Genomic DNA, 25,252 nt, shown 5'->3' with positions numbered 1-25,252 from the left:
CTCACGAGGAGGGCTTCCGAAGGAGGAACACGATGACTGACACCCTGCCGCGCACCGAGACGGCGGTACTCGACCACTGGATCAACGGCGCCCCCTGGGCCGGGGCATCCGAGCGCACCGGCCAGGTGTTCAACCCCGCTCTCGGGACGGTCCAGAAGGAGGTGCGGTTCGCGTCGCGCGAAGACGTCGGAGAAGCGGTGGATGCTGCGTCCGCGGCGTGGCTGCAGTGGCGCGACGCGTCGATCGCCAAGCGCCAGGGCGTCCTCTTCGCGTTCCGCGAGCTGCTCAACGCCCGCAAGGAGGAGCTCGCCGAGATCCTCACCGCCGAGCACGGCAAGGTGCTCTCGGACGCGCGCGGCGAGATCGCCCGCGGCATGGAGGTCGTCGAGTTCGCATGCGGCCTCGGGCACCTGACCAAGGGCGCCTACTCCGAGAACGTCTCGACCGGCATCGACGTCTACACGCTGCGCCAGCCGCTGGGCGTGGTCGGCATCATCAGCCCGTTCAACTTCCCCGCGATGGTGCCGCTGTGGTTCTTCTCCATCGCTCTCGCCGCGGGCAACGCCGTGGTGCTGAAGCCCTCCGAGAAGGACCCGACCGCAGCGAACTGGCTCGCGGGCCTGCTCACCGAGGCGGGACTCCCCGACGGCGTGTTCAACGTCGTGCACGGCGACAAGGAGGCCGTCGACGCGCTCCTCGAGCACCCCGACGTGCGCGCGATCTCGTTCGTCGGCTCGACGCCGATCGCCAAGTACGTCTACGAGACCGCCACGTCGCACGGCAAGCGCGTGCAGGCGCTCGGCGGCGCGAAGAACCACATGCTGGTGCTTCCGGATGCCGACCTCGACCTCGCCGCCGACGCCGCCGTCAACGCGGGCTTCGGCTCGGCGGGCGAGCGCTGCATGGCGATCTCGGTCGTGCTCGCGGTCGACACGGTCGCCGACGCGTTCGTGGCCAAGGTCGCCGAGCGGATGGCGGGCCTCAAGGTCGGCGACGGCACGCGCGGCTGCGACATGGGCCCTCTCATCACGGGTCAGCACCGCGACAAGGTGACGTCGTACCTCGACGTGGCGGGCGCGGACGGCGCGTCGGTCGTGGTCGACGGGCGCGACGTCGAGATCGACGGCGACGAGAACGGCTTCTGGCTCGGACCGACCCTGATCGACAACGTGCCCACCTCGTCGACCGTGTACACCGACGAGATCTTCGGGCCGGTGCTCTCCGTCGTGCGCGTCGAGGGATACGAAGAGGGCCTCGGCATCATCAACTCGAGCCGGTACGGCAACGGCACCGCGATCTTCACGAACGACGGCGGCGCCGCCCGGCGGTTCCAGCGGGAGGCGACCGTGGGCATGATCGGCATCAACGTGCCGATCCCGGTGCCGGTGGCGTACCACTCGTTCGGCGGCTGGAAGGCGTCGCTCTTCGGTGACGCGAAGGCCTATGGCCCGCACGGCTTCGAGTTCTTCACGGCCGAGAAGGCGATCACGTCGCGCTGGCTCGACCCGTCGCACGGCGGCATCAACCTGGGCTTCCCCCAGCACGACTGACGCCTCCGGTCCACTCACACTGAGTCGCGCGCAGCGGCACCGATGCGCTCGACTGCTCCGAGAACCTCGATGAACTTCCGGCTCACACGGCTCCCCTCGAGGATGGGAACACGTGTGAGCCGAAAGTTCATCAACCACACGCGAACCTCCATGCCCGTGTGAGCCGGAAGTTCATCGACCACACAGGAGTGTTCACGCACCACCACCGGCGCCGTCCGCCTGGACCCTTCACCTCAGCGTTCGCCGAGAGGCGCGAAGACCGTCACGGCGCGCGGCACCGCGACGCAGCGCAGGATGAAGCCGCCGGGATCCCGCTGCTCCAACTCGCCGTCATGGACGAAGACGGACGGATGCCCCTGCTCGGGGCGCACCCGCAGCTCGAGCTCCGGAACCACGAGACGCTCGACGTCCGCATCGCGTGGGAAGAGGCGCGCCGCACGCAGCACCGCCGCGGACCGCTTGCCGAACGCCAGGGACGCGAAGGCGCGCACCTTGGATCCGCGTGCATGATGGATGCGCACATCGAGCACGCCGGCCTCCGCCTCCTGACGCTGCATCGTGGCGACCCGGTCGGGATCGTTGCGGCCGACGCTCACGAAGACCGACCACACGCGGGCGCGGTGTCCGCTCCGCACGATCGTGAGAGGCTCCGCCCGTTGCAGCGCCACCGCCGTGGCAGCGACTCCGCCGAGCCACTTTCCGAGGCTGTTCCGGCGCTCGCGTTCCTCGATGAGCTCGGGGTAGGCGCCGACCGAGACGACGTTGAGCACCGTGAGCGGTGCGTCGTCGTCTGCGGTCGCATCGGCGACGCCGACCTCGACCGTCGACCCCGTCTCGTACGCGTCGATGGCGGCGTCGACGCTGTCCACGCCGAGCGCCCGCACGAAGTGGTTGAACGTCCCGCCGGGCATCGCGAGCAACGGACGGTCGTACTGCCGGGCGAGGTGCGCCATGCGCGAGACCGATCCGTCGCCGCCGTAGATCCCGAGCACGTGTGGTGGGGCATCCGACGCCATCGCGGCGCCGACGACCTCGGCGAGGTCCTCCCCTTCGACAAGCTCGTGCACGACGGCGTGCGGCAGGCGCTCGGCGAACGTCGCCCCGGGGTCCGACCGGATCACCGCCGTGCCGGATTGCACGTTCCGCACGATGAGCACTCTCCGGCCCTCGGCCGGGGTGTTCTGAGCCGCGTCCATGTGGCGAGGCTACCGATAGCCGTCCACCTCGGCGGAGGGCTTGCACCGAAGCCCGCGATCTGCGGGTCCGCGAGGCAGCGGATGCCTCAGGCCGGGAGGATCGGGCGGTTCTCGTAGAACGTCTGCAGCACGACCGTCGTGCGGGTGTTGACCGACGCGGCGGCACGGATGTCGCGGATCAGCGACTCGAGATGACGCGGCGTCGAGACCCGCACGAGCAGGATGTAGCTGGCGTCACCGGCGATCGAGTGGCACGCCTCGATCTCGGAGAGATGCTCGAGGAGCTCCGGCGCGTTGTCGGGCTGGGCGGGGTCGAGCGGAGTGATCTCGACGAAGGCCGCGAGCGGCTTGCCGACCGCCTCGGCGTCGACGAGGGCGCGGTAGCCGGTGATGACGCCGCGGCTCTCGAGCCGGCGCAGTCGCGCCTGCACGGCGGACACCGACAGCCCGACCGCTGCCGACAGGTCGGCGAGGGTGGCACGGGCGTCCTGCGACACCTCGCGCACGATGGCGGCATCCATCGCGTCTTCCAGCCCGGGCATGGCTCGACTCTACGCGGCCAACAGGAAATTTTCCTGCCGAATCTCGTGATGAAGGGAACTTCTCTAGAATGGAGCGCGAAACCGCACTCGAAGATCGGAGGTTCACCATGTCCAGCAGCACCCTTCACACGTCGAAGGCGATCGTCGGCGAACCCGAGGTCGTCGAGGACGCGCGCCTGGCCGAGACCAGTGAGGCCTGGTTGCGCCTCAAAGCCGCCGCGACCGCGATCCAGAGCCTCCAGGCGCAGGACGGATCGATTCCGGATGCTGCCGCCCACGACGAGGCCCGCGCTCTGGTCGCCGAGATCACGGCCGGCATCCGCGCGCTGGCGCCCGCGTTCCCCCACGACGCCGACTACCTCTCCGCATCCGTGGGGGACTTCGAGCGCTGGACGGACCAGGGATTCGCCATCCCGGACTTCCTCGAGTCGCTCGAGGCCTTCCAGCCCCAGCAGCAGCGGGCTGACGGCATCCGTCATCTCGTCGTCTTCCCGATGTACACGCAGAACGGTTCGCGCGACCGGCACGTCGAGGCGGTGCTCGTCGAGGTGATCTGGCCGGAGTTCATCGCCCAGCTCGAAGCCGGTGACTACGGCAACAAGCTGTTCGTGTCGTTGCGATTCCTCGACTTCACGCCCGGATACGACACGAACAGCGCGGTGCTGTTCCCCGAGACCGTCGCGATGCGCGAGATCCCCACGTTCACCTGGGGCGCGATCTTCCAGGACCGCGAGGCCGCGCGCTACCGCCGTGTCGTGCGCGCCGCATCCGAGATCACCAAGCTCGACCTGCCCGAGGCAGCCGCGCGCATGCTCGACGACCAGGAGCTCACCGAGAAGACGTTCGTGATGTGGGACATCATCCACGACCGCACCCACATGCGCGGCGACCTGCCGTTCGACCCGTTCATGATCAAACAGCGGATGCCGTACTTCCTGTACTCGCTCGAAGAGCTGCGCTGCGACCTCACCGCGTTCCGCGAGTGCGTCGCGATCGAGAAGCGCCTCGCCGCGCAGGAGTCGCTCAGCCCCGCCGAGACCGAGATGCTCGAGCACGCGAAGCTCGTGCAGTACGCCGTGATCTTCGACCGGATCTTCCGGTTCTCGATCACCGGCACGCGCGTGCGCAACTACGACGGGCTCGGTGGCCAGCTGCTGTTCGCCTGGCTGCACCAGCGCGACGTGCTGCACTGGACCGACACCGCGCTCGCCTTCGACTGGGACGACGTGCCCGCCGCCGTCATCGCGCTCGGCGAGGCCATCGACGAGCTGTACTGGCGGTCCATCGACCGGCCGAAGACCGCGCACTGGCTCGCGGCGTACGATCTGGTGCGCTCGACGCTGACGCCGAACCCCGCCTCGCGGTGGGCACGAGGCCTCCCCGACGAGATCCTCGCCGGCACGCCGAAGGGCTACACCGACGCGGTCATGGACGACGAGTTCCCACTGTCGATGTTCTTCGAGGCGCTCGACAAGAAGATGAAGCCCGTCATCGAATCGACCGCCGGGATCACCGGACGCGACTCCTGACGCGGGCGCGCGTTCTCGGCGAGGCTCGCCTCTCGCCGAGAACGCTCGTTCGCGACGTGGAAAGGTGGAGACATGAGCGTCTCAGGCAGACTCGTGATCATCGCCGGCGCGACCAGTGCTTCGGGCCTCGCGGCCGCGCGTGTGCTGCGCGACGCGGGTGCGCGCGTGGTGGCGGTCGGCCGCGACGCCGGCAAGCTGCGCGACCTGGCCGGTGCACTGGAAACGGATGCTGCGCCCCTCGGCTCGGATCCTGCCGGGGTCGTCCGTACGGAGGTGTGCGATCTGGGTGACGAGGCGGCGGTCGCCTCGCTGGCGGAACGCATCCGGGAGACCGAGGGACCCGTCGACGGCCTGCTCCACCTCGTGGGCGGCTGGCGCGGCGGAGGTGGGCTGGCGGCCCAGACCGACGCGGACTTCCGCTTCCTGGAGGGCTCGCTCACGGCGCTCCGGCACGTCAGCCGTGCGTTCGACGCCGATCTGCGTGCCTCAGGTGCGGGCCGCCTCGCGGTGGTGTCCTCGACCGCCGTGGCACGTCCGCTCGCCGGAGGCGCGAACTACGCTGCCGTGAAGGCCGCAACCGAGGCGTGGACGCGCGCCGTCGCGCAGGGCTTCGCGAAGGACGCCCGGGATTCCGGGAGACCGCTGGCCGCAGCATCCGTGATCTTCCGCGTGAAGAGCCTCGACGGACTGGAGGAGGCGCTCGCGCAGCGGTTCGCCGATCTCTGGATCGCCGACGCGACCGAGATCAACGACACCATCGTCGACCTGACCGACCCCTCGCTGTGACGGCCCCCGGCACCCGGCCCGCCGCACGCGATACGAGATTGGACACCCGTGACCACGATCCACGACCCGAACCTGCGCGGCTTCGCCAGCGACAACTACTCCGGCATCCACCCCGAGGTGCTCGCGGCGATCGCCGCCGCCAATGACGGCCACCAGGTCGCGTACGGCGACGACGTGTACACCGAGCGCCTGCAGGTCGTGTTCGCCCGCCACTTCGGCGACGGCGTCGAGGCATACCCGGTGTTCAACGGCACGGGCGCGAACGTCGTCGGGTTGCAGTCGATGCTCCCCCGCTGGGGTGCGGTGGTCTCGGCCGGCACCGCGCACATCAACGTCGACGAGGGCGGCGCGCCCGAGCGCGTGGCCGGCATCAAGCTGCTCACGGTCGCGACCGACGACGGCAAGCTCACCCCCGAGCTCATCGACCGCGAGGCGTGGGGCTGGGGCGACGAGCACCGCGCGCAGCCGCTGGTCGTGTCGATCACGCAGTCGACCGAGCTCGGCACGCTGTACACGGTCGACGAGATCCGCACCATCGCCGACCACGCCCACAGCCTCGGCATGCACGTGCACATGGACGGCTCGCGCATCTCGAACGCGGCCGCCTCGCTCGACGTGCCACTGCGCGCCTTCACGCGCGACGCGGGCGTCGACGTGCTGAGCTTCGGCGGCACGAAGAACGGCGCGATGCTCGGCGAGGCCGTCGTGGTGCTCAACCCGGAGGCGTCGGAAGGGCTGAAGTTCCTCCGCAAGCTCGACATGCAGCTCGCCTCGAAGATGCGCTTCGTGTCGGCGCAGCTGCTCGCCCTGCTCGAGGGCGACCTGTGGCACCGCAATGCCTCGCACTCCAACGCGATGGCCCAGCGCCTGCGCGCCGGCATCGAGGCGGGGCTCGCCGACGGCTCGATCCAGGGCGTCGCGTTCACGCAGCCGACGCAGGCGAACGGCGTCTTCGCGACCCTGCCCGACGGCGTCGCCGACCGCCTCCGCACCTCGTTCAGGTTCTACGACTGGGATGCTGCCAAGAACGAGGTCCGCTGGATGTGCAGCTTCGACACGAGCGAGAACGACATCGACGCCTTCCTCGCTGCGATCGCCCGGGAGACCTCGCTCACCGCTCGTTGAGCGAGCGGGTGGAACGCCCCGCCTCCTCCACCGCTCGTTGAGCGAGCCTTCACCGAAAGTCCGGGGCGTTTCGACTTGGGCGCCAGAGCACCCTTCGCTCAACGAGCGGTGGAGGGGTCAATCCTCGTCGTGCTCGTGCTCGTGCTGCTCACCTTCCGCCACCTCGGCCTCGACAACCTCGGCCTCGCCGTCGACAGCGGCGGCAGCATCCGTCTCCTCAGCCTCGTCGCCCTCGGCGGCGGCCTCGGCTGACGTGAGGGGGGTCTCAGGGCGGATGAGCTCCTTGACCTCGGCCATGAAGCTCATCAGCTGGTGCTGCTGCCAGCGCAGCTGGCGCGTGCGGTCCTCGGCGTCGCGCAGCACCGACTGCGAGTGGGTCGTGACGAGGTCGATGATGCGCTCGGCCTTCACGTGGGCGCGGTCGAGGTGCTCGCGGGCGCGCAGCTGCGCGTCGGCCTCGATCTGCTGCGACTGGGCGCGCATGAGGCGCTCGAAGTCCTCGGCCTTCACCGACACGCGCTGCGCGTGCTCGAGGGACGCCGACACCTGCTCGTTGGCGTCCTGCGTGATGCGCTCGGCGTGGGCCACCGCCTGGTTGTGCAGCACGAGGAACTCCTGGTGCGCGTCGTCCTGGCGGCGGGTGAGCGATGCCTCGAACTCGAGGGCGCGCAGGCGCAGCTCCCGCACCGTCTCCTCGGCCTCGGCGCGGTCGCGGGCGGTCTCGCGGGCGACGGTCGAGCGCAGCACGGCGGCGCCCTTCTCGGCCTCGGAGCGGATCGCGGCGGCCTCGCGCTCGGCCTGCGAGACCTTCTCGGCAGCGTGGGCGGCCTCGCGCTCGAGACGTGCCTCGTGGGCGGTCAGCTCGGTGTCGATCTTCAATTGGATCTGCTGGGCGTCGTGCCGGGCCTGCGAGACGATGCCGTCGGCCTCGGCCTGCGCCGATGCGCGGCGGTTCGCGATCTCTTCGCGGGCGGCCTCGAGGAGCCGGTCGCCCTGGATCGTCGCATTGCGGATGAGCAGGCTCGCCTGGTCTTCTGCGACGCGTAGCACCTCTTCGAACTGCTGGCGGTTGGGCGACTCGGTGGTCGCACCGACGAGCTCGTCGCTCAGGGTCTGCACACGCTGCTCGGCGTCGGCGATCTTCGCGTGCGCGAGCTCGAGCTCCGCCCGGAGCCGCTGGACGGCATCGCCCTCTTCTTCGCGGGCGGCGGACGCCTCGGCCGCGACGCGCGCGAGCTCGGTCTGGCGCGTCTGCTCCGCGTCGGCGAGAGCCGCTTCGAGCCGGTCGATCTCTTCCTGGCGGGCGACGAGCGTGGCGTCGAACTCGGCCTGGCGCTCGGCGATCGCCGCGTCGATCTCGGCCTGGCGACGTTCGGTGGCCGCCTGAAGCTCGGCCTCGAGGCGCTCGGCCTTCGCGCGGCTCTGCGCGACCGCCGCACCGGCGCGACGCTGGTGCTGCTTCAGCTGCGCGACCTCGTCGGTGGCGGCGCGCATGCGCGCATCGAGCCCGGCGATGGCGGCGTCGACCTCTTCCTTGTCGTACCCGCGGAAGGTCGTCGTGAACCCCGACCCGAACGCGGTCGTCGCCGTGTCGCCGATGAGGTTGTCGAACGGGGTCGGGTCGTCCTGACCCGTGTTTCCGGCGCTCTGGGCGTGGTCGGACATCGGTATCTCCGCTTTCTGTGGCGAGGGTGGTGCGACGTCGGCGAGTGCTCGCGGCGGAGGCGTGCGGTACCGCGCCCGCCGCACCGGCGAAGTGTCGCCGCGCGCGAGCATCAGTGACCGCACCGTCCTCGACGACACCGGGGGGTGTGTCGCGGGTGACTGCGCTTCGGGGGTAGGTGAACCCTACATCGCGCGGCTGTGTGCGCGAAACGTCATTCGCCCGCCAGCCAGTCCCGGTACGCGTCGAACGACGACGGACGCCCGAGGAAGGCCTCGACGAGCTCCCGCGCGTCCCGCGAGCCACCCCGTTCCAGCACCTCGGTGCGATAGCGGCGCGCGGCCTCGGGGTCCATCAATCCGGCCGCGAAACCGCTCAGCAGGTCGCGGGCGATCACGAGGCTCCACTGGTACGTGTAGTAGCAGGCGCCGTAACCCGTCAGGTGCCCGAATCCCGCATACGAGTGCAGGCCGCCCAGCGGCTGCACGGGACTGGATGCCGCGTACAGGCGCTCCGTCTCGGCCTGCAGGTCGGCGGGCCGGTCGACGTGCAGGTGGTACGACACGTTCGCGTGCCCCAACTGGCGGCGCACCTCGAGCGCGCGACCGAAAGCGTCCGCGGTGCGCATGCGCTCGACGAGGTCGGCGGGGATCGGCTCGCCGTCGGCGTTCGCACTGAACGAGGCGAGCACATCGGCATCCCACGCCCATTCCTCGAGGAGCTGGCTGGGCGCTTCGACGAAGTCCCACTCGGTGGCCACGCCGCTGAAGCGGGCGAATCGCTGCCGGCCGCCGAGGATGTCGTGCACGAGGTGCCCGAACTCGTGGAAGAACGTCACGACCTCGTCGTGCTCCAGGAGCCCGCGCGAGAAGTTGCACAGCAGTGCCGCCTCGGGGAGCACGCGGCCGGTGACGCCCGGTGCCAGAGGGAAGCACGCCGCGTGGCTGAACTTGCCCTCGCGCGGGTGCAGGTCGAGGTGGATCCGGCCGAGTCGATCGCCGCTTCGCACCACATCGAAGGACCGCACGTCGTCGTGCCACGCGGGGACGTCGACGGGCACGTACTCGACGTCGAGCAGACGCCCGGTCACGTCCAGCACGCCCGCGACGACGCGCTCGAACGGGAAGTACGACCGCACGAGCTGCGCGTCGACGTCGTACTGCTCCCGTTTGATCGCGCCGAGCAGGTACCAGAAGTCGGCGATCGACACGACATCGGCGTCGGGGAGGTCGCGGCGCAGGCGTTCGAGCAGGATCGGGTACTCAGCATCCGTCGCCGCCTGTGAGGCCTCGTCGAGACGCGACAGGAATGCCGGAATCTCGGCGCCCGCGCCGATCATGCGGGTCTCGGTCTCGTAGTCGGCCCAGTCCGGGTAGCCGAGGAGGCGGGCGCGCTCGGCGCGGACCTCGAGCAGCTCGGCGAGGATCGCGTCGTTCTCGGGCCAGGCGAGGTCGTTGTAGGCGCTCACGAGCGCGACCCGGGTCGCACGGTCGTGCGCGTAGTCGCGCACCGGCATGAGGTCGGGGTAGTCGGTGGACAGGGTGACCCGTCCCTGGTCATCGGCCGGATGCGCGTCGATGAAGTCCTGCGGCATCCCCGCGAGGCCGTCCGCCGGAACGGTGATCTCGCGGCGCCCGTCGCGGATGTTGCGCGAGAAGGCGAGCGACAGCTCGGTGTCGCGGTCGGCCAGTTCGCGCGCCCGCTCGCGATCGGCGTCGTCGAGCTCGACGCCCCCGCGACGGAAGTCGCGCAGCAGATGCGTGAGCAGACGCGCCTGATCGTCGTCGAGACCCTCGGTCGAGGCATCCGCGAATGCACTCCACAGGGCGCGGTTCAAGAGGCGCGCCGCCGACAGCGACTCGACCGCCTGCACCTGCGATTCCGCGGTCTCGCGCACCTCGGCGTCGGGGTGCGCCTCGCTCACGACATAGGCCTCGCTGAGGGCCTCCGCCAGCGCGATGTCGGCGTCGTTCCAGAGCTCGAGGCGCTCTGCGGTGGTCAGCGCGGCCCCGGAGGTCAGGCGGGCGTCGATCTCGCCCACGCGCGCGATGCGCTCTGCGGGGCGCTCGGTCACGAAGACCGACCAGCCGGCGGCGTCGGAGGGGAAGGGCAGGGGTGCGGGAGTCACCCTGCGAGCCTATGCGCGGGCGTCGACACCGCGCGAGAGTGAGATCCCCATGGGCGCCGACGGGTCAGCGCAGCGCGCCGACGCTCGCGAGCGCCATGCGCACGAGGGTGCCGCGTCCGCCCTCCATCTCGGCCGAGAGGGCATCGGATGCCGCCTCCTCGGGTGTCAGCCAGGTCACCTCGAGAGCGTCCTGGCGCGGCTCGCACGTGCCGGTGACGGGGACCACGAACGCGAGCGAGACGGCGTGCTGACGGTCGTCGTGGTAGGCGCTGACGCCCGGGAGCGGGAAGTACTCGGCCACCGTGAACGGCGTCGGCTGCGGCGGCAGCATCGGGAAGGCCATCGGGCCGAGGTCGTTCTCGAGGTGGCGGAACAGGGCGTCGCGGATGGTCTCGCCGTACCGCACGCGGCCCGAGACGATGGTGCGCGAGATCTCGCCGATGGGCGTGGCCCGCAGCAGGATGCCGACCTGGGTGACCTGCCCCATGCCGTCGGTGCGCACCGGCACGCCCTCGACGTAGAGCATCGGCAGGCGTCGACGGGCCTCTTCGAGCTCGATGTCGCTCAGCCACGCGGGGTTCGAGACGTTGCCGGCCGGCGGGCCGAACGGCTCGTCGCCCGCAGGTTCGGGGTCGGGAGTGCGCACGGACATGCCTCTTGTATACCCCGCGGAACCCGCCCGCGACGAGGACCGCACCCGTTCGGGCCTCGGCCGTGTCGGCGCCGCATGTCAGGATGAGGGCATGCCGGAAGCGCTCGTCCTCGACGCCGACGCCGTGCTGTGGTCGACCGATCGGTCGGCGCTCGCAGGCCGCCACCTCCTCCTGCTCCTCCACGGCTACGGCGCCGACGAGCACGACCTGTACCCCCTCCGCGGCTATCTCCCGGAGGCCCTCGCCGTCGCGAGCCTCGCAGCTCCCCTGGTTCCGCCGTGGCCGGCGCCCGGCCGCTCCTGGTACCCGATCGACGGTCTGGACGGTCGCGACCCCTCGCACGTCACGCGCGCGGCCGAGGCCGTCATCGCCTGGGTCGACGCACACGCGGGGGCCGCAGCATCGGTCGGCCTTCTCGGTTTCTCGCAAGGCGGAGCGGTGTCGCTGCAGACCATGCGGCTCGATCCGCAGCGCTTCGCGTTCGCCGTGAACCTTTCGGGCTACGTCACGCCCGGCGACCTCCCGAAGGACGCCGAGCTCGCCGAACGGCGACCGCCCGTGTTCTGGGGTCGCGGGACGAACGACGACGTCATCCCCGGCTTCCTCGTCGACCACACGACGCAGTGGCTTCCCGAACGCGTCGAGCTCAGCGGCCGCGTGTACCCGGGCCTCACGCACAGCGTCTCCGAGCAGGAGCTCGCCGACGTGCGGGTCTTCCTCGACAAGCAGCTCGAAGAGCTCACCACCGCTGACGCCTGACCGCTCCTCCCCTGGCCACGCCCAGGGATGTCGGCTATGGTGGCTGACGGCCTTGTCCCCTCCGTGAGGAACTCCCTTGAAGCTGATCGACGCGACCGCGCTGTAATCGCGCTGCTCCGTCGACTCTCGACGTGCCGGCGCTGGAACATTTCGCGCTGCCGTCGATCCGCCGCTTCTCCGCCCCGCTCCGGCATGACCGGGCGCCGGTAGCCGCGGCCCTCGGTGTCAGCGCACGTCTGACACAGGAGGCCTCATGCCCGCACACACCCTCACCCCTGCCATCGTCCTCGACCGCGTCACGTTCACGTGGGCCGACGGCACCACCGCGCTCTCGGACGTCTCCGGGTCGTTCGGCGCCGGCCGCACGGGGCTCGTCGGCCGCAACGGCTCCGGCAAGTCCACGCTGATGCGGCTCATCGCCGGCGAGCTCACGCCGTCCGCCGGCCACATCACGCGGACAGCGGATGCTGCATACCTTCCGCAGCGGCTGACGCTCGACGTGGACCGGCCCGTCGCCGACCTGCTCGGCGTGGGCGAGACGCTCCGCGCGCTGCGCGCCATCGAGTCCGGCGACGCCGATCCCCGTCACTTCGATGCGGTCGGCTCCGACTGGGACATCGAAGCGCGTGCGCACGCGGCGCTCGCCGACGCCGGGCTCGCTCCCGACATGCTCGACCGCAGCGTCGGTCAGCTGTCGGGCGGCGAGGCGGTGCTCACCGCGATCGCCGGCATCCGCCTGCGCGGTTCGTCCATCGCGCTTCTCGATGAGCCCACCAACAACCTCGACCGCGAGGCGCGTGCGCGCCTGCACGACATGGTGCGCTCGTGGCGCGGTGCACTCGTCGTGGTCAGCCACGACACGTCGCTGCTGGAGCTGATGGACGACACCGCCGAGCTGTACGCCAACGAGCTGTCGGTGTTCGGCGGCCCGTACTCCGAATGGCGCGCGTGGCTGGATGCCGAGCAGGGTGCCGCCCGCGACGCGGAGCGCGCCGCCCGCCAGGCCGTCAAACGCGAGAAGCGCCAGCGCATCGAGGCCGAGACCACGATCTCGCGCCGAGCGGCGACGGGGAAGAAGGCGTTCGAGGAGAAGCGCGTCCCGAAGATCGTCGCAGGCGGCCGCCGCATGGCCGCCCAGGTGTCGGCGGGCAAGCTGCGCGGCGAGAAGGCCGACCGCGAGGCATCCGCCCGCGAAGCGCTCGATGCCGCCGAGCGCCGTGTGCGCGACGACGACATCGTGAAGATCGACCTGCCCGACCCCGGCGTGCCCGCGGGGCGTCGCATCGCCACCCTCGGCGACGGCGCGCACTCGTGGATCATCCAGGGACCCGAGCGGGTCGCGCTGATCGGCCCGAACGGAGCCGGCAAGACGACGCTGCTCGAGAAGCTCGTCGAACCCGCCGACACGAACTCCTCAGAAGTGGCCGGTACCGGCGCCGACACCGCCGGGGCGCCTGTCGACAGCCGATTCTGGAGGAGTTCTGTACGAGCGCAGCTGCACACCGACCGCGTCGGCTACCTCCCGCAGCGCGTGGACGGGCTCGATGACGCGGCATCCGTGCTCGAGAACGTCGCCCCGTCCGCGCCGAACGTGACGCTCGTCGAGCTGCGCAACCGGCTCGCGCGGTTCCTCATCCGAGGGGCGGCAGTCGAGCGTCCGGTCGGGACGTTGTCGGGCGGCGAGCGGTTCCGGGTCGCGCTCGCGCGGCTCATGCTCGCGGACCCGCCGCCGCAGCTGCTCGTGTTCGACGAGCCGACGAACAACCTCGACCTCGACACGGTCGACCGGTTCGTCGAGGCGATCGCGGCCTACCGCGGCGCGGTGCTCGTCGTGAGCCACGACGACGCGTTCCTCGAGCGCATCGGCGTGGACCTCGTGCTCGAGCTCGACCGCGACGGCACGCTGACCGAGCGCTGACGCCGGGTCGCGGCATCCGTCATCTCCGGAAGGGGACGGATGCTGCGGCCCGCCCCCGCGCGGATCGGGGGCCTGCACCCGTGCGGTGACCCGCCGACGCGAGCAGGATGGAGACATGAACGCACTCGTGAGACCTCAGCAGGGCCGATGGGTCGCCGGCGTCTGCGCCGCCATCGCCAACCGCTTCGGGTGGAACGTCACCCTCGTGCGCATCCTCACCGCGATCGCCGTCGTGTTCTTCGGGCTGTCGCTGTGGATCTACATCCTGCTCTGGATCATCGTGCCCTCCGAGCGCTGACCCTGGCGCGGTGGGGTTCCCCACGCCATGATGAACGCATGCATCGCCTGGTCCGCCCTGTAAAAGGACGCATGATCGCGGGAGTCTGCCAGGGCATCGCCGACCGCTTCGGCTGCAGCGTGGTGCCGGTGCGTGTGCTCACGGTCGGCGCAACCGTGTTCTTCGGCATCTCGATCCTGCTGTACCTGGTGCTCTGGATCCTGATGCCGGACGAGCGCTGAGCTCGCCGCTCAGGGCTTCTTCTGCTGACCCGGGGCGTTCGCGCTGTTGCCGGGGCTGTCCTCGGTCTCGTCCGCCGGAGGCTGGGTCTCTGTCGGTGCGGGTGCCGGGGCGGGCACCGAGACGGCCGGCTCCTCGGCGGTTTCTTCGGGTTCGGTTGCCGCATCCGTCTGCTCCACGGGCTCGACCGTCGGTGTCGACGAAGGCGACGGTGTAGTGGTGAGAACGGATGCCGGGAGCCGGGGCTCGGAGACGGGCGCGGGGTCTGCGGGCCCGAGCGGGGACGGGTTCTGCGACGCACCGAGGATCGTCGTGACGACGACCAGGAGGGAGAGGCTCAGCGCACCGCACAGCGCGCCCAGCCCGAACGTCTGCACGCAGCGCGAGCGCATCCATGAGCGGTCGGCGAGCGCCGGATTGGTACGGCGGGTGAGCGGAGCCGGGGCCGTGGGCTCGCTCGAGGGCATCGGTTCCATCACGGTCCTCGGCGGTGAGTGCGTGCCGGGGGTGCACGCACGCAGGGAGCCTACGCGACCCTCCTGGACGGAACCTGGCCCGATGTCGGTGATCGCGACGAAGATGGAGTGATGGGCGACGTCCTCGAGCGGTTCGGTCCTGCCACGCAGGACTGGTTCCGCGGCGCGTTCCACGCTCCCACCGACGCCCAGAAGGGCGCGTGGCAGTCGATCTCCGCCGGCAAGCATGCCCTGGTGGTCGCCCCGACGGGCTCCGGCAAGACGCTGTCGGCCTTCCTCTGGGCGATCGACCGCGTGTTCCACGACAAGGCCGCGGCACCAGCGGCTCCCGACGGCAAGAAGAAGCGGCGGACGGATGCTGCGCCCCCGGCGACCCGGATCCTCTACATCTCCCCGCTCAAGGCCCTGGGCGTCGACGTCGAGCGCAACCTCCGGTCGCCGCTCGTCGGGATCGGGCAGTCGGCGCGGCGCCTCGGGCTGACCGTGCCCGAGGTCACGGTGGGAGTACGGTCAGGGGACACGCCCGCGGGCGACCGGCGCAAGCTCGTGCAGACCCCGCCCGACATCCTGATCACCACGCCCGAGTCGCTGTATCTCATGCTCACGAGCCGCGCGGGCGAGACGCTGCGCGATGTGCACACGGTGATCGTCGACGAGGTGCACGCCGTCGCCGCGACGAAGCGCGGAGCCCATCTTGCGGTGAGCCTGGAGCGGCTCGACGCCCTGAGGCGCGCGTTCGCCCCCGACTCTCCCCCGGCTCAGCGCATCGGGCTGTCGGCGACGGTGCGCCCGATCGATGAGGTGGCGCGGTTCCTCGGCGGTGCCGAGCCGGTCGAGATCGTCGCCCCGCGGGCGAGCAAGGCGTTCGACATGAAGGTCGTCGTGCCGATCGGCGACATGCTGAACCCGCCTCCGCCGCCGAGCCCGTTCACGTCCGACGGCGACGGATCGTGGGGAGAGCCTGGAGCTGCGGACGAGCCGATCGACGAGGACTGGTTCGCCGACGGTCAGTCGGCGAACGCGGGGCCGCGGGCACGTGGCGCCGGCGAGGCCGAGATGACGGGGTCGGTGTGGCCGCACGTCGAGGAGGCGATCGTCGACCGCATCCTGCTGCACCGCTCGACCATCGTGTTCTGCAACTCGCGGCGCCTCGCCGAGCGGCTCACCGGCCGGCTGAACGAGATCTACTCCGAGCGCCTCGGCCTCGATCTGCCCGAGCAGACGGTGCCCGCCGCCATGATGGCGCAGGCCGGCGCCACGGCGGGCGCCGACCCGGTGCTCGCCAAGGCGCACCACGGCTCGGTGTCGAAGGAGCAGCGGGCGCAGGTCGAGGAGGAGCTGAAGTCCGGCATCCTCCGCTGCGTCGTGGCGACGTCGAGCCTCGAGCTCGGCATCGACATGGGAGCGGTCGACCTCGTGATCCAGGTCGAGGCGCCGCCGAGCGCGGCCTCGGGCCTCCAGCGCATCGGCCGTGCCGGCCACCAGGTCGGCGAGGTGAGCCGCGCCGCTCTGTTCCCGAAGCACCGCGGCGACGTGCTCCACACCGCGATCGTCACCGAGCGCATGCTCGCGGGCCAGATCGAGGCGATCGTGATCCCGCAGAACCCGCTCGACATCCTGGCGCAGCAGACCGTGGCCGCGGCCGCCATCGGACCGGTCGACGTCGAGGGCTGGTACGAGACGCTCAAGCGCAGCGCGCCGTTCCGCTCGCTCCCCCGCTCCGCGTACGAGGCGACGCTCGACCTCATCGCCGGCCGGTTCCCGTCCGACGAGTTCGCCGAGCTGCGCCCGCGCGTCATCTGGGATCGCGACCTCGGCGTGCTCACCGGGCGCCCCGGCGCGCAGCACATCGCCGTGACGAGCGGCGGGACCATCCCCGACCGCGGTCTGTTCGGCGTCTTCATCGCGGGCGAGTCCCAGAACGCACGCGTCGGCGAGCTCGACGAAGAGATGGTCTACGAATCGCGCGTCAACGACGTCTTCACCCTGGGCACCACGAGCTGGCGCATCGTCGAGATCACCCACGACCGTGTGAACGTGGTGCCCGCGTTCGGGCAGCCGGGCAAGGTGCCGTTCTGGCACGGCGACGGCATCGGCCGCCCTGCCGAGCTCGGCGAGGCGCTGGGGAGGTTCTCGCGCGAGGTGTCGTCGGCGAAGCCCGAGAAAGCCGAATCGCGACTGCGCGAAGCGGGACTCGACGAGTTCGCGCAAGACAACCTGCTGGCCTACCTCGCCGAACAGCGCGAGGCCACCGGGACCCTGCCGACCGACCGCCAGCTGACCGTCGAACGCGGGCGGGACGAGGTCGGCGACTGGCGTGTGATCCTGCACTCCCCGTACGGCATGCAGGTGCACGCACCGTGGGCTCTTGCGGTGAACGCGCGCATCCGGGAGCGGCTGGGCGTCGACGGGTCGGCGGTCGCGAGCGACGACGGAATCATCGCCCGGATTCCGGATGCTACGGCCGAGCCTCCGGGCGCAGACCTCTTCGTCTTCGATCCCGACGAGCTCGACCAGATCGTCACCGAGGAGGTCGGCGGCTCCGCCCTGTTCGCCTCCCGGTTCCGCGAGTGCGCGGCCCGCGCCCTGCTGATGCCCCGCCGCAACCCCGGCAAGCGCACGCCGCTGTGGCAGCAGCGGCAGCGATCGGCACAGCTGCTCGAGGTCGCCCGGCGCTACCCGACCTTCCCGATCATCCTCGAGACCCTCCGCGAGGTCCTGCAGGACGTCTACGACGTGCCATCGCTGCTGCGTCTCATGCGCGGGATCGGCGAGCGGCGCATCCGGCTCATCGAGACGGAACCGGCGCAGCCCTCGCCGTTCGCCCGCGATCTGCTGTTCGGGTACGTCGGCGCGTTCATGTACGAGGGCGACTCGCCGCTCGCCGAACGCCGCGCGGCGGCTCTCTCCGTCGATCCGGCCCTCCTGTCGGAACTCCTCGGCAAAGTCGAGATGCGCGAGCTTCTCGACCCCGACGTCATCGCTCAGTTCGAGCGCGAGGCCCAGCGGCTCGACCCCGAGCGCCGGGCGCGCGGCCTCGAGGGCGTCGCCGACCTCCTGCGCCTCCTCGGTCCGCTCGAGGCGGCCGAGGTCGCGGCGCGTCTCGAGCCGGCCCGCGAGCCCGACGGCGGCGGGGCCGGTCACGCGACCGAGGCCGAGGCATCCGCCCTCCTCGACGCGCTGATCTCCGCGCGGCGCGCGATCCCCGTCACCATCGCCGGCATCACCCGCGTCGCGGCGATCGAAGACGCCGGGCGGCTGCGCGATGCGCTCGGCGCGGCGCTGCCCGTGGGCATCCCGACCGCGTTCCTCGAGCCCGTCACCGACCCGCTCGGCGATCTCGTGGCGCGGTACGCGCGCACCCACGGACCGTTCACGGCAGATGCTGCGGCCGACCGTCTCGGAGTGGGCGTGGCGGTCGCGCGACTCACGCTGCAGCGACTCGAGTCGCAGGGACGCGTCACGAGCGGCTTCTTCCTTCCCGAGTCGTCGACGACGGCGCGCGCCGACGAGGCTGAGTGGTGCGACACCGAGGTGCTGCGTCGGCTGCGCATGCGCTCGCTCGCGGCGATCCGCGGCAGCGTCGAACCGGTGCCGCAGCACGCGTACGCACGATTCCTTCCGGTGTGGCAGCACGTGACGCGACCGCTCGAGGGGATCGACGGCGTCGCCGCGGTCGTCGAGCAGCTCGCGGGTGTGCCGATCCCCGCGAGCGCGTGGGAGTCGCTCGTGCTCCCGGCCCGCGTCGCGGACTACACGCCCGGCATGCTCGACGAGCTCACCGCCACCGGCGAAGTGGTGTGGTCGGGGCACGGCAGCCTGCCCGGCCGCGACGGCTGGATCGCGTTGCATCCGGCTGATGCCGTGCCGCTCACGCTCGCCCTCCCCGACGAGGCCGAAGAGGTCGCTCCGGGATCGCTCGATGCGCAACTGCTCACCGCGCTCGGCGGCGGCGGCGCGTACTTCGCCGCCCAGCTGCGTCAGTCCACCGGTGCCGAGAACGAGCAGTCCGTGGTCGACGCGCTGTGGCGGCTGACGTGGGCGGGGCTCGTGACAAACGACACGTTCGCGCCGGTCCGCGCGCTCGTCTCCGGCGGATCCCAGACTCACCGCGTGAGCCGCCGCACACCCCGGGCACGGCTCTACCGGGGCGCGGCGGTGCGGGCGGTGGCAGCATCCGTTCCCGCGCGTCCGCCCGCGATCGGCGGCCGATGGTCGCTGCTGCCCGCCGCCGAGCCTGATCCCGCCCTGCGGGCGACCGCGACGGCGAGCCTGCTGCTCGATCGTTACGGCGTCGTCACGCGCGGGGCGGTGCAGTCCGAAGGAGTGCCGGGCGGGTTCGCCCAGACGTACCGCGTGCTGGCCGGCTTCGAGGAGGCGGGCCACTGCCGGCGCGGCTACGTGATCGAGAAGCTGGGCGCGGCGCAGTTCGCGGCGTCGGCGACCGTCGACCGGCTGCGCGAGTTCGCCGGACTGTCCGACCCGCCGCCGCTCCGGGCCGTCACGATGGCGGCCACCGACCCCGCCAACCCCTACGGCGCCGCACTCGCCTGGCCGGCGCTCGAGGGGGTCTCGCACCGCCCCGGGCGCAAGGCGGGCGCCCTCGTCGTGCTCGTCGACGGCGCGCTCGCGCTGTACCTCGAGCGGGGCGGCAAGTCCGCACTCGCCTTCACCGGCGACGAAGCGGCGCTGGCCGCCGCCACTCGCGACCTCGCGGCGACGGCTCGCGCGCGGCGCCTCGACACCCTCACCATCGAGCAGGTGAACGGCGCGTTCGTCTACGGCACGTACGTCGGCCGCGCGCTGCGGGAGGCCGGCTTCGTGGAGTCCCCCCGCGGGCTCACGCTGCGCCGCCTCACGGCCGGCGACGCCCTTCGACAGGCTCAGGGACGGGGAGGCGCGCAGGGACCGGAGGACAGGGCAGGCGCGCGTGCCTGAGGGCGACACCGTCTACCGCGCTGCCCGGCGGCTCGATGCAGCGCTCGCCGGGGCGACGGTGACGCGCTTCGAACTGCGGGTCCCACAGCTGGCCACCGCGGACCTCCGCGGTGAAATGGTGCACGACGTGGTCTCGCGCGGCAAGCACCTGCTCCACCGCATCGGGTCATGGACGCTCCACACGCACCTCAAGATGGAGGGCGAATGGCACGTCTACCGGCGAGGCGAACGCTGGCACGCCCCGGCCTTCCGTGCCCGGGCGATCATCGGCGCCACGGCACCGGACGGCCTCGAGTGGGAGACCGTCGGGTTCGACCTCGCCGACATCAGGCTCGTCCCGACCGAGGACGAAGACCAGCTCGTCGGCTATCTCGGTCCCGATCCGCTGACCGACTCGTGGGATCCCGAGGAGGCCGCCCGCCGGCTGGCCGCCGACACCCGCGCGGTGCACGTCGCCGTGCAGGACCAGCGCAACATCGCGGGATTCGGCAACGAGTACGCGAACGAGATCCTGTTCGTGCGCGGCGTCTTGCCCACGACGCCCGCGAACGAGACGGATGCCGCGGCCATCGTGGATCTCGGAGCGCGCATGATCCGCGCGAACCGCAACCGTTCGGGACGCACCTTCACCGGTGACGCGCGCGCCGGCCGATCGACGTGGGTGTATCGGCGGGAAGGCCGCCCCTGCCGCCGATGCGGCACTCTCATCCTGGGCGGCAGCCTGGGCGCCGATCCGACGCGGGAGCGCATCGTGTTCTGGTGCCCCACCTGCCAGCGCTGAACCTGGATACCGGCACCCCTGAACCCGGGTTCCAGCACGCTTTGGTCACGATGCGCGGCGGACGAAGTGTCGCGCGGGGTCGAGGCATCCGTCCCGCTTCTTCGTGTCCATGCTGAAACCCCGCGGTTTCCTCGCCGTTACATAAGCCCGGACGATCTGTCCGACCAGACCTGATGGGCGGCCCGGATCGTCTGGTTCGATCCGGCGCGCATTGCGGGTGGCCACCGAGGGATATTGAATACCTCCACACCCGATAGGCCGTGCATCGTCGCGCGGCCCGCACCAGAAGGACCCATCACGAGGTGACGATGTCCACAGGCACGGCGACCGCAGCGCAGGCTTCGGCGGAGCAGATTCCCCCCGACGGCGACGGCGCGCGCGGGGCCGTCACCCTGTCGGGGATCACGAAGTACTACGGCGAGCAGCTCGCCGTCGACGATCTGTCGCTGGAGATCCAGCCGGGCGAGTTCATCTCGCTGCTCGGGCCGTCGGGCTGCGGCAAGACGACCACGCTGCGGATGATCGCGGGATTCGAACGGCCGGATGCCGGTGACATCCGCATCTCCGGTCGCTCGGTGCTCGCGGCGCCGCCGTACAAGCGGGACGTCAACACGGTGTTCCAGGCATACGCGCTGTTCCCGCACCTGTCGGTCGCCGAGAACGTCGCCTACGGGCTGCAGCAGCGTCGTACCCCGAAGTCCGAGGTGCGCGAGCGCGTCACACAGGCGCTCGACATGGTGCAGATGCGCCGGTTCGGCGACCGCAAGCCGACGCAGCTGTCGGGCGGACAGCAGCAGCGCATCGCGCTGGCGCGCGCCTTGGTGAACCGACCCGCCGTGCTCCTGCTCGACGAACCGCTGGGAGCGCTCGATCGTCAGCTGCGCGAAGAGATGCAGCTCGAGCTCAAGCTGCTGCAGTCGCGGCTCGGCATCACGTTCGTCTTCGTGACGCACGACCAGGGGGAGGCGCTGTCCATGAGCGACCGCATCGCGATCATGCGCGCGGGCCGCATCGAGCAGCTCGCCGACGCCGACACCGTGTACGCGCGCCCCGCTTCTGCGTATGTCGCGGCCTTCGTCGGGCAGCAGAACTTCTTCCGCGGCCCCGCCGCCGAGGCGGGGGCCGCCATCACCTCGCCGTACGCGCTCGTGCGGGCCGCGTCACCGGTGCTCACGAGCACCAACCTCGGGGAGGCAGCGGTGCGACCCGAGTTCATCCGCATCGAGAAGGATGCCCCTGCGGGGTCGGCGGCCGAGGCGCTTCCCGGGGCGAACACCGCCCGCGGCGAACTGCTCGGTGTCTCGCACCTCGGCGACGCGATGCAGTACCTCGTTCGGCTCGGCGCCGACCAGAGCCTGATCGTCCGCCGGCCCACCCCCGATGCCCCCGCGCTCTCCGTCGGAGATCCCGTCGTGTGCACGTGGGCGGCGCACCACGTGCTGCTCTTCCCCGCAGCCGATGACGACGCGGCGAAGCAGGGCGGCTACATCGCACCGCCGACCGTCTGAAACCACCCTGCCCCGACGACCCGACGCACGACCCGCACGACCTGCAGACCCGCCGCACGCCCGCAGCCGCAGCATCCGCTCGCCCGGCTCCCGTTTCGAAACCAGGAGTATCCGATGACTCAGCCACGCACCCCGCTCCGCATCCTCGCTCCCGAGGGTGCCGCGCCCCTGATCGCGCGTGAGCTGTCGCGTCGGCGGTTCCTGAGTCTCGCCGCGCTCGCCGGTGGTGCCACCGTCCTGGCGGCCTGCGCGCCCGGCGGCAGCGGCTCGCCCGCCCCGCAGGCGACCGGCGGCGCCCTCGAGGACAGCCTCTCTGTTTACACGTGGGCCGAGTACGACGCCCCTGAGGTCGTCGAGGCGTTCACCGCCGAGCTCGGACCGAAGGTCACGCTCGACTCGTACGGGTCGAACGAGGAGCTCATCGCCAAGCTCGTCGCGGCGAAGGGTACGTCGGGCTACGACATCGTCGTGCCCACGGGCGTCTTCATTCCGCAGATGATCGAGCAGGGACTGCTGCAGAAGCTCAACAAGGACCTGCTCCCCAACATCTCGAACATGGACCCGGCGTTCCTCGGCCGCGCGTGGGATCCGGGCAACGACTACTCGGTCTGCAAGGCATGGGGGACGACGGGGTACGTCTACGACAAGACGGTGATCACCCGCGAGCTCACCACGTGGGCCGACTACTTCGATGCCGCGCAGAACGAGGCGAGCGGGAAGACGGCGATGTCGGACGACCCTGCCGGCGTCGTCGGGTCGTACTTCTGGGCGAACGACCTGGACTGGAACACCGACGACCCCGACGAGCTCGAGGCGGCGCGTGCGTTCCTCGTCGAGAAGATCGCACCCCACGTCGCGGCCTTCGACTCCGCGGCCGGCGCGAACACGATCCCGCAGGGCACGCACGCCCTGCTCATGGCCTGGAACGGCGACGCGCGGCTCGGCATCCAGGAGTCGTCCGAGCCCGATCGCTGGCAGTGGGTCCTCCCCGGCCCGCAGACCGAGCTGTGGATGGACAACTGGGCGATCGCGACCGGCGCAGCCCACCCCGAGGCGGCCCACGCGTTCATCAACTTCGCGATGGTCCCCGAGAACCAGCTGCTGAACCTCGAGTGGGTCGGCTACAACGTCGGCGGCAAGGACATGCAGGCGGCGGCCGAGGAAGCCGAGGTCGAGCGTCTCGACATGATCTTCTTCACGCCCGAGCAGCTCGAGACCATGCACGAGCAGGTGCTCAACGACTCGCTGAGCACGCGTGTGGAGATCTACAACGAGGTGAAGGCTGCCGCCGGTGCGTAATCGCGCCACCGGTGCGGTGGGGCCCGCGCTCGCGTTCCCCGCCTGGGCGTGGCTGCTCGTCTTCTTCGTCGCGCCGGTCGCGATGGTGGTGTGGTTCAGCTTCGGCTACAAACCCGGCGTCTTCGGCACCCACGCGAACGACATCCTCTCGCTCGACCGATACGTCGAGGCGATCTCGCCCACCTTCCTCGCGACGTTCACGAACACGCTGTGGGTGGGGATCATCGGCACGGTCCTCTGCTTCGCGATCGGGGCCCCGGTGGCGTACTGGATGGCCTTCAAGGTCAAGCCGCAGCGCCGAGGCATCCTGATCGCCCTTGTCCTCGTCCCGTTCTGGACCAACTTCCTCGTCCGGACGATCGGCTGGCAGGTGATCCTCGCCCCCGAGGGGTGGATGTCGACCCTGCTGCAGGGCATGGGGGTGCTGGACGGCCCGCTCGAGATCCTGTACACGCGCACCGCGGTGATCATCGGCGTGGTCTACAACTACCTGCCGCTGATGATCCTGCCGCTGTTCGTCGCGTTCGACCGGGTCGGTCCGGCGCTGCGCGAGGCCTCCAAAGACCTGGGGGCGGGCAAGATCACGACCTTCCTCCGCGTCACGCTGCCGCTGTCGCAGCCCGGCATCATCGCCGGGGTGCTGCTGGTGTTCATCCCGCTGATGGGCGACTACATCACCGCCACGGTGCTGGGCGGGGCGAAGGGCAACATGGTGGGTCAGCTCGTCGCCGGGCAGTTCCAGACGGCGCAGAACTGGGCCCTGGGATCGGCGATGGCGGTGCTGCTCATGCTCCTGATCATGGTGACGATCGGGGTGTGCGCCGTGATCATCTGGCTCGTCGCGCTGCCGTTCCGCTCACGCAACCGGCTGGTCCTCGGGCCGGCCCCCGAGACGGCGAAGACGGATGCTGCGCCCGCAGCTGTTCTGGAGGTGACGACGTGACCACGCAGACCGAGACGGAGACGATCCTGCAGGCGGAGGCGCGCGGGACCCGTCAGGGTGCCGTACCCCGTCGGCGCGAGCACAAGTCGTGGTCGGACATCGCCTTCGGCGTGTGGGGCGTGCTCGTCATGCTCTTCCTGTTCCTGCCCATCATCGTGATCGTCGTCCACTCGTTCAACACCGGGCGCCTGCTGGCGGTGTGGGACGGCTTCGGCTTCGACGCGTTCGCGTCGATCCTGGTGAAGCCGGCGATCCAGAACGCCGTGCGGGTCTCTCTCATCACGGCGCTGATCGCGGCGATCATCGCGACCGCGCTGGGCACTTTGGCTGGCATCGCGATGGCGCGCCACCCCGGCAAATGGGTCTGGTGGTTCCTCGGCCTCCTGCTCCTGGTGTCGGTGACGCCCGAGATCGTCGACGCGGTCGCCCTGCTTCCCTTCATGGTGTTCCTCGGACAGGACGTCGGGATCACGATGTTCAACGACGGCATCGTGCGGCTGTCGGTCGGATCGTCGCTGTTCGCGACAGCCGTGGTGTCGTACATCGTGCGCGCCCGGCTGGTGGGGCAGGACGCGCAGCTGGAGGAGGCATCCGCCGACCTCTACGCCAAGCCGTTCACCACCTTCCGCCGCGTCACGCTCGCCCTCGCGATGCCGGCGGTGCTGGCCGGCTTCCTGCTGGCGTTCACGCTCAGTCTCGACAACACGATCGTGGCGGCGTTCGTCCAGGTGTCGGGCACGACGCCGTGGCCCGTGTACGTGCTCAGCGCGTTGCGGACCGGTCTGCGTCCCGAGATCGCGGCCGTGTCGACGATCATGCTGCTGCTGACCCTCGTGGCGCTCGCCCTCGTCGCCCTCGTGCTCAAGCGTGCGGGCGATTCCGCGACGCAGATCGCCCGCACGATGACGGGCGGCTGATCCGGTTGCGCGACCCTATGCTGT

At 70.8% G+C, this 25,252-nt stretch carries 20 protein-coding genes; 14 read left to right on the top strand and 6 right to left on the bottom strand.

Features of this window, described 5'->3' with window-relative positions:
- The first annotated feature begins 32 nt into the window (after window positions 1–32).
- On the top strand, window positions 33–1,550 hold the full coding sequence (locus ACEYYH_RS03705; RefSeq protein WP_374976944.1) for a CoA-acylating methylmalonate-semialdehyde dehydrogenase: 1,518 nt from the start codon (window positions 33–35) through the stop codon (window positions 1,548–1,550).
- Window positions 1,551–1,783: 233 nt separating this feature from the next.
- On the opposite strand, the gene ACEYYH_RS03700 is transcribed toward ACEYYH_RS03705, so the two are convergent.
- Complete coding sequence (locus tag ACEYYH_RS03700) at window positions 1,784–2,746, bottom strand: diacylglycerol/lipid kinase family protein (protein WP_374976943.1); 963 nt, start codon at window positions 2,744–2,746, stop codon at window positions 1,784–1,786.
- A gap of 86 nt (window positions 2,747–2,832) precedes the next feature.
- On the bottom strand, window positions 2,833–3,288 hold the full coding sequence (locus ACEYYH_RS03695) for an Lrp/AsnC family transcriptional regulator (RefSeq protein WP_374976942.1): 456 nt from the start codon (window positions 3,286–3,288) through the stop codon (window positions 2,833–2,835).
- Window positions 3,289–3,395: 107 nt separating this feature from the next.
- On the opposite strand from ACEYYH_RS03695, the gene ACEYYH_RS03690 reads away from it, so the two are divergent.
- From ACEYYH_RS03690 to ACEYYH_RS03680, 3 genes are all read left to right on the top strand, one after another.
- Complete coding sequence (locus tag ACEYYH_RS03690) at window positions 3,396–4,817, top strand: DUF6421 family protein (protein WP_374976941.1); 1,422 nt, start codon at window positions 3,396–3,398, stop codon at window positions 4,815–4,817.
- 72 nt (window positions 4,818–4,889) lie between these two features.
- Complete coding sequence (locus ACEYYH_RS03685; protein WP_374976940.1) at window positions 4,890–5,603, top strand: SDR family NAD(P)-dependent oxidoreductase; 714 nt, start codon at window positions 4,890–4,892, stop codon at window positions 5,601–5,603.
- A gap of 48 nt (window positions 5,604–5,651) precedes the next feature.
- Window positions 5,652–6,728, top strand: a complete 1,077-nt coding sequence (locus ACEYYH_RS03680; RefSeq protein ID WP_374976939.1) for a threonine aldolase family protein — start codon at window positions 5,652–5,654, stop codon at window positions 6,726–6,728.
- Window positions 6,729–6,845: 117 nt separating this feature from the next.
- Here ACEYYH_RS03680 and ACEYYH_RS03675 read toward each other — a convergent pair whose 3' ends face one another.
- The 3 genes from ACEYYH_RS03675 to ACEYYH_RS03665 all read right to left on the bottom strand — a co-directional run bounded on the left by ACEYYH_RS03675 (window position 6,846) and on the right by ACEYYH_RS03665 (window position 11,171).
- The gene (locus tag ACEYYH_RS03675; RefSeq protein WP_374976938.1) at window positions 6,846–8,393 is read right to left on the bottom strand and encodes a hypothetical protein; all 1,548 of its coding nucleotides are present in this window, start codon (window positions 8,391–8,393) and stop codon (window positions 6,846–6,848) included.
- Window positions 8,394–8,605: 212 nt separating this feature from the next.
- Entirely contained in the window at window positions 8,606–10,519 is a 1,914-nt protein-coding gene (locus ACEYYH_RS03670; protein WP_374976937.1) for a M3 family metallopeptidase, read from the bottom strand.
- A gap of 64 nt (window positions 10,520–10,583) precedes the next feature.
- Window positions 10,584–11,171: an NUDIX hydrolase family protein gene (locus ACEYYH_RS03665; protein WP_374976936.1), complete on the bottom strand. Its 588-nt coding sequence runs from the start codon at window positions 11,169–11,171 to the stop codon at window positions 10,584–10,586.
- Between the two features lie 91 nt (window positions 11,172–11,262).
- Between ACEYYH_RS03665 and ACEYYH_RS03660 the strand changes: the two genes are divergently transcribed.
- The 4 genes from ACEYYH_RS03660 (at window position 11,263) to ACEYYH_RS03645 (ending at window position 14,368) form a co-directional block, all read left to right on the top strand.
- Window positions 11,263–11,931 (top strand): alpha/beta hydrolase, encoded by a 669-nt coding sequence (locus tag ACEYYH_RS03660; RefSeq protein WP_374976935.1) that lies wholly within the window; start codon window positions 11,263–11,265, stop codon window positions 11,929–11,931.
- Between the two features lie 253 nt (window positions 11,932–12,184).
- Window positions 12,185–13,849: an ABC-F family ATP-binding cassette domain-containing protein gene (locus tag ACEYYH_RS03655; RefSeq protein WP_374976934.1), complete on the top strand. Its 1,665-nt coding sequence runs from the start codon at window positions 12,185–12,187 to the stop codon at window positions 13,847–13,849.
- A gap of 115 nt (window positions 13,850–13,964) precedes the next feature.
- Window positions 13,965–14,147: a PspC domain-containing protein gene (locus ACEYYH_RS03650; RefSeq protein WP_116194548.1), complete on the top strand. Its 183-nt coding sequence runs from the start codon at window positions 13,965–13,967 to the stop codon at window positions 14,145–14,147.
- A 38-nt stretch (window positions 14,148–14,185) separates the two neighbouring features.
- Window positions 14,186–14,368 (top strand): PspC domain-containing protein, encoded by a 183-nt coding sequence (locus tag ACEYYH_RS03645; RefSeq protein ID WP_220292480.1) that lies wholly within the window; start codon window positions 14,186–14,188, stop codon window positions 14,366–14,368.
- A 9-nt stretch (window positions 14,369–14,377) separates the two neighbouring features.
- Here the strand turns inward: ACEYYH_RS03645 and ACEYYH_RS03640 are convergent, their stop codons facing one another.
- Window positions 14,378–14,842, bottom strand: coding sequence for a hypothetical protein (locus ACEYYH_RS03640; RefSeq protein ID WP_374976933.1), 465 nt, complete (start codon window positions 14,840–14,842; stop codon window positions 14,378–14,380).
- 111 nt (window positions 14,843–14,953) lie between these two features.
- Here ACEYYH_RS03640 and ACEYYH_RS03635 point away from each other — a divergent pair, with 111 nt between their 5' ends.
- The 6 genes from ACEYYH_RS03635 to ACEYYH_RS03610 all read left to right on the top strand — a co-directional run bounded on the left by ACEYYH_RS03635 (window position 14,954) and on the right by ACEYYH_RS03610 (window position 25,228).
- On the top strand, window positions 14,954–19,780 hold the full coding sequence (locus tag ACEYYH_RS03635) for a DNA glycosylase AlkZ-like family protein (RefSeq protein ID WP_374976932.1): 4,827 nt from the start codon (window positions 14,954–14,956) through the stop codon (window positions 19,778–19,780).
- Window positions 19,773–20,561, top strand: a complete 789-nt coding sequence (locus ACEYYH_RS03630) for a DNA-formamidopyrimidine glycosylase family protein (RefSeq protein WP_374976931.1) — start codon at window positions 19,773–19,775, stop codon at window positions 20,559–20,561. Before ACEYYH_RS03635 ends, ACEYYH_RS03630 begins: the two co-directional genes overlap by 8 nt.
- 308 nt (window positions 20,562–20,869) lie before the next feature.
- Window positions 20,870–22,069: an ABC transporter ATP-binding protein gene (locus tag ACEYYH_RS03625; protein ID WP_374976930.1), complete on the top strand. Its 1,200-nt coding sequence runs from the start codon at window positions 20,870–20,872 to the stop codon at window positions 22,067–22,069.
- A gap of 114 nt (window positions 22,070–22,183) precedes the next feature.
- A complete protein-coding gene (locus ACEYYH_RS03620) occupies window positions 22,184–23,368 on the top strand; it encodes an extracellular solute-binding protein (protein ID WP_374976929.1) in 1,185 nt (394 codons plus the stop codon).
- Entirely contained in the window at window positions 23,361–24,311 is a 951-nt protein-coding gene (locus ACEYYH_RS03615; RefSeq protein WP_374976928.1) for an ABC transporter permease, read from the top strand. The genes ACEYYH_RS03620 and ACEYYH_RS03615 overlap by 8 nt, the downstream gene beginning before the upstream one ends.
- Window positions 24,308–25,228: an ABC transporter permease gene (locus tag ACEYYH_RS03610; RefSeq protein WP_374976927.1), complete on the top strand. Its 921-nt coding sequence runs from the start codon at window positions 24,308–24,310 to the stop codon at window positions 25,226–25,228. The genes ACEYYH_RS03615 and ACEYYH_RS03610 overlap by 4 nt, the downstream gene beginning before the upstream one ends.
- Window positions 25,229–25,252: the final 24 nt, after the last annotated feature.

Source organism: Microbacterium trichothecenolyticum, from assembly GCF_041938625.1.
In the GTDB taxonomy this organism is placed as follows: domain Bacteria; phylum Actinomycetota; class Actinomycetes; order Actinomycetales; family Microbacteriaceae; genus Microbacterium; species Microbacterium trichothecenolyticum_D.
Note: the sequence above shows the minus strand (reverse complement) of the source record. Positions and strands in the feature narration are given on the sequence as shown.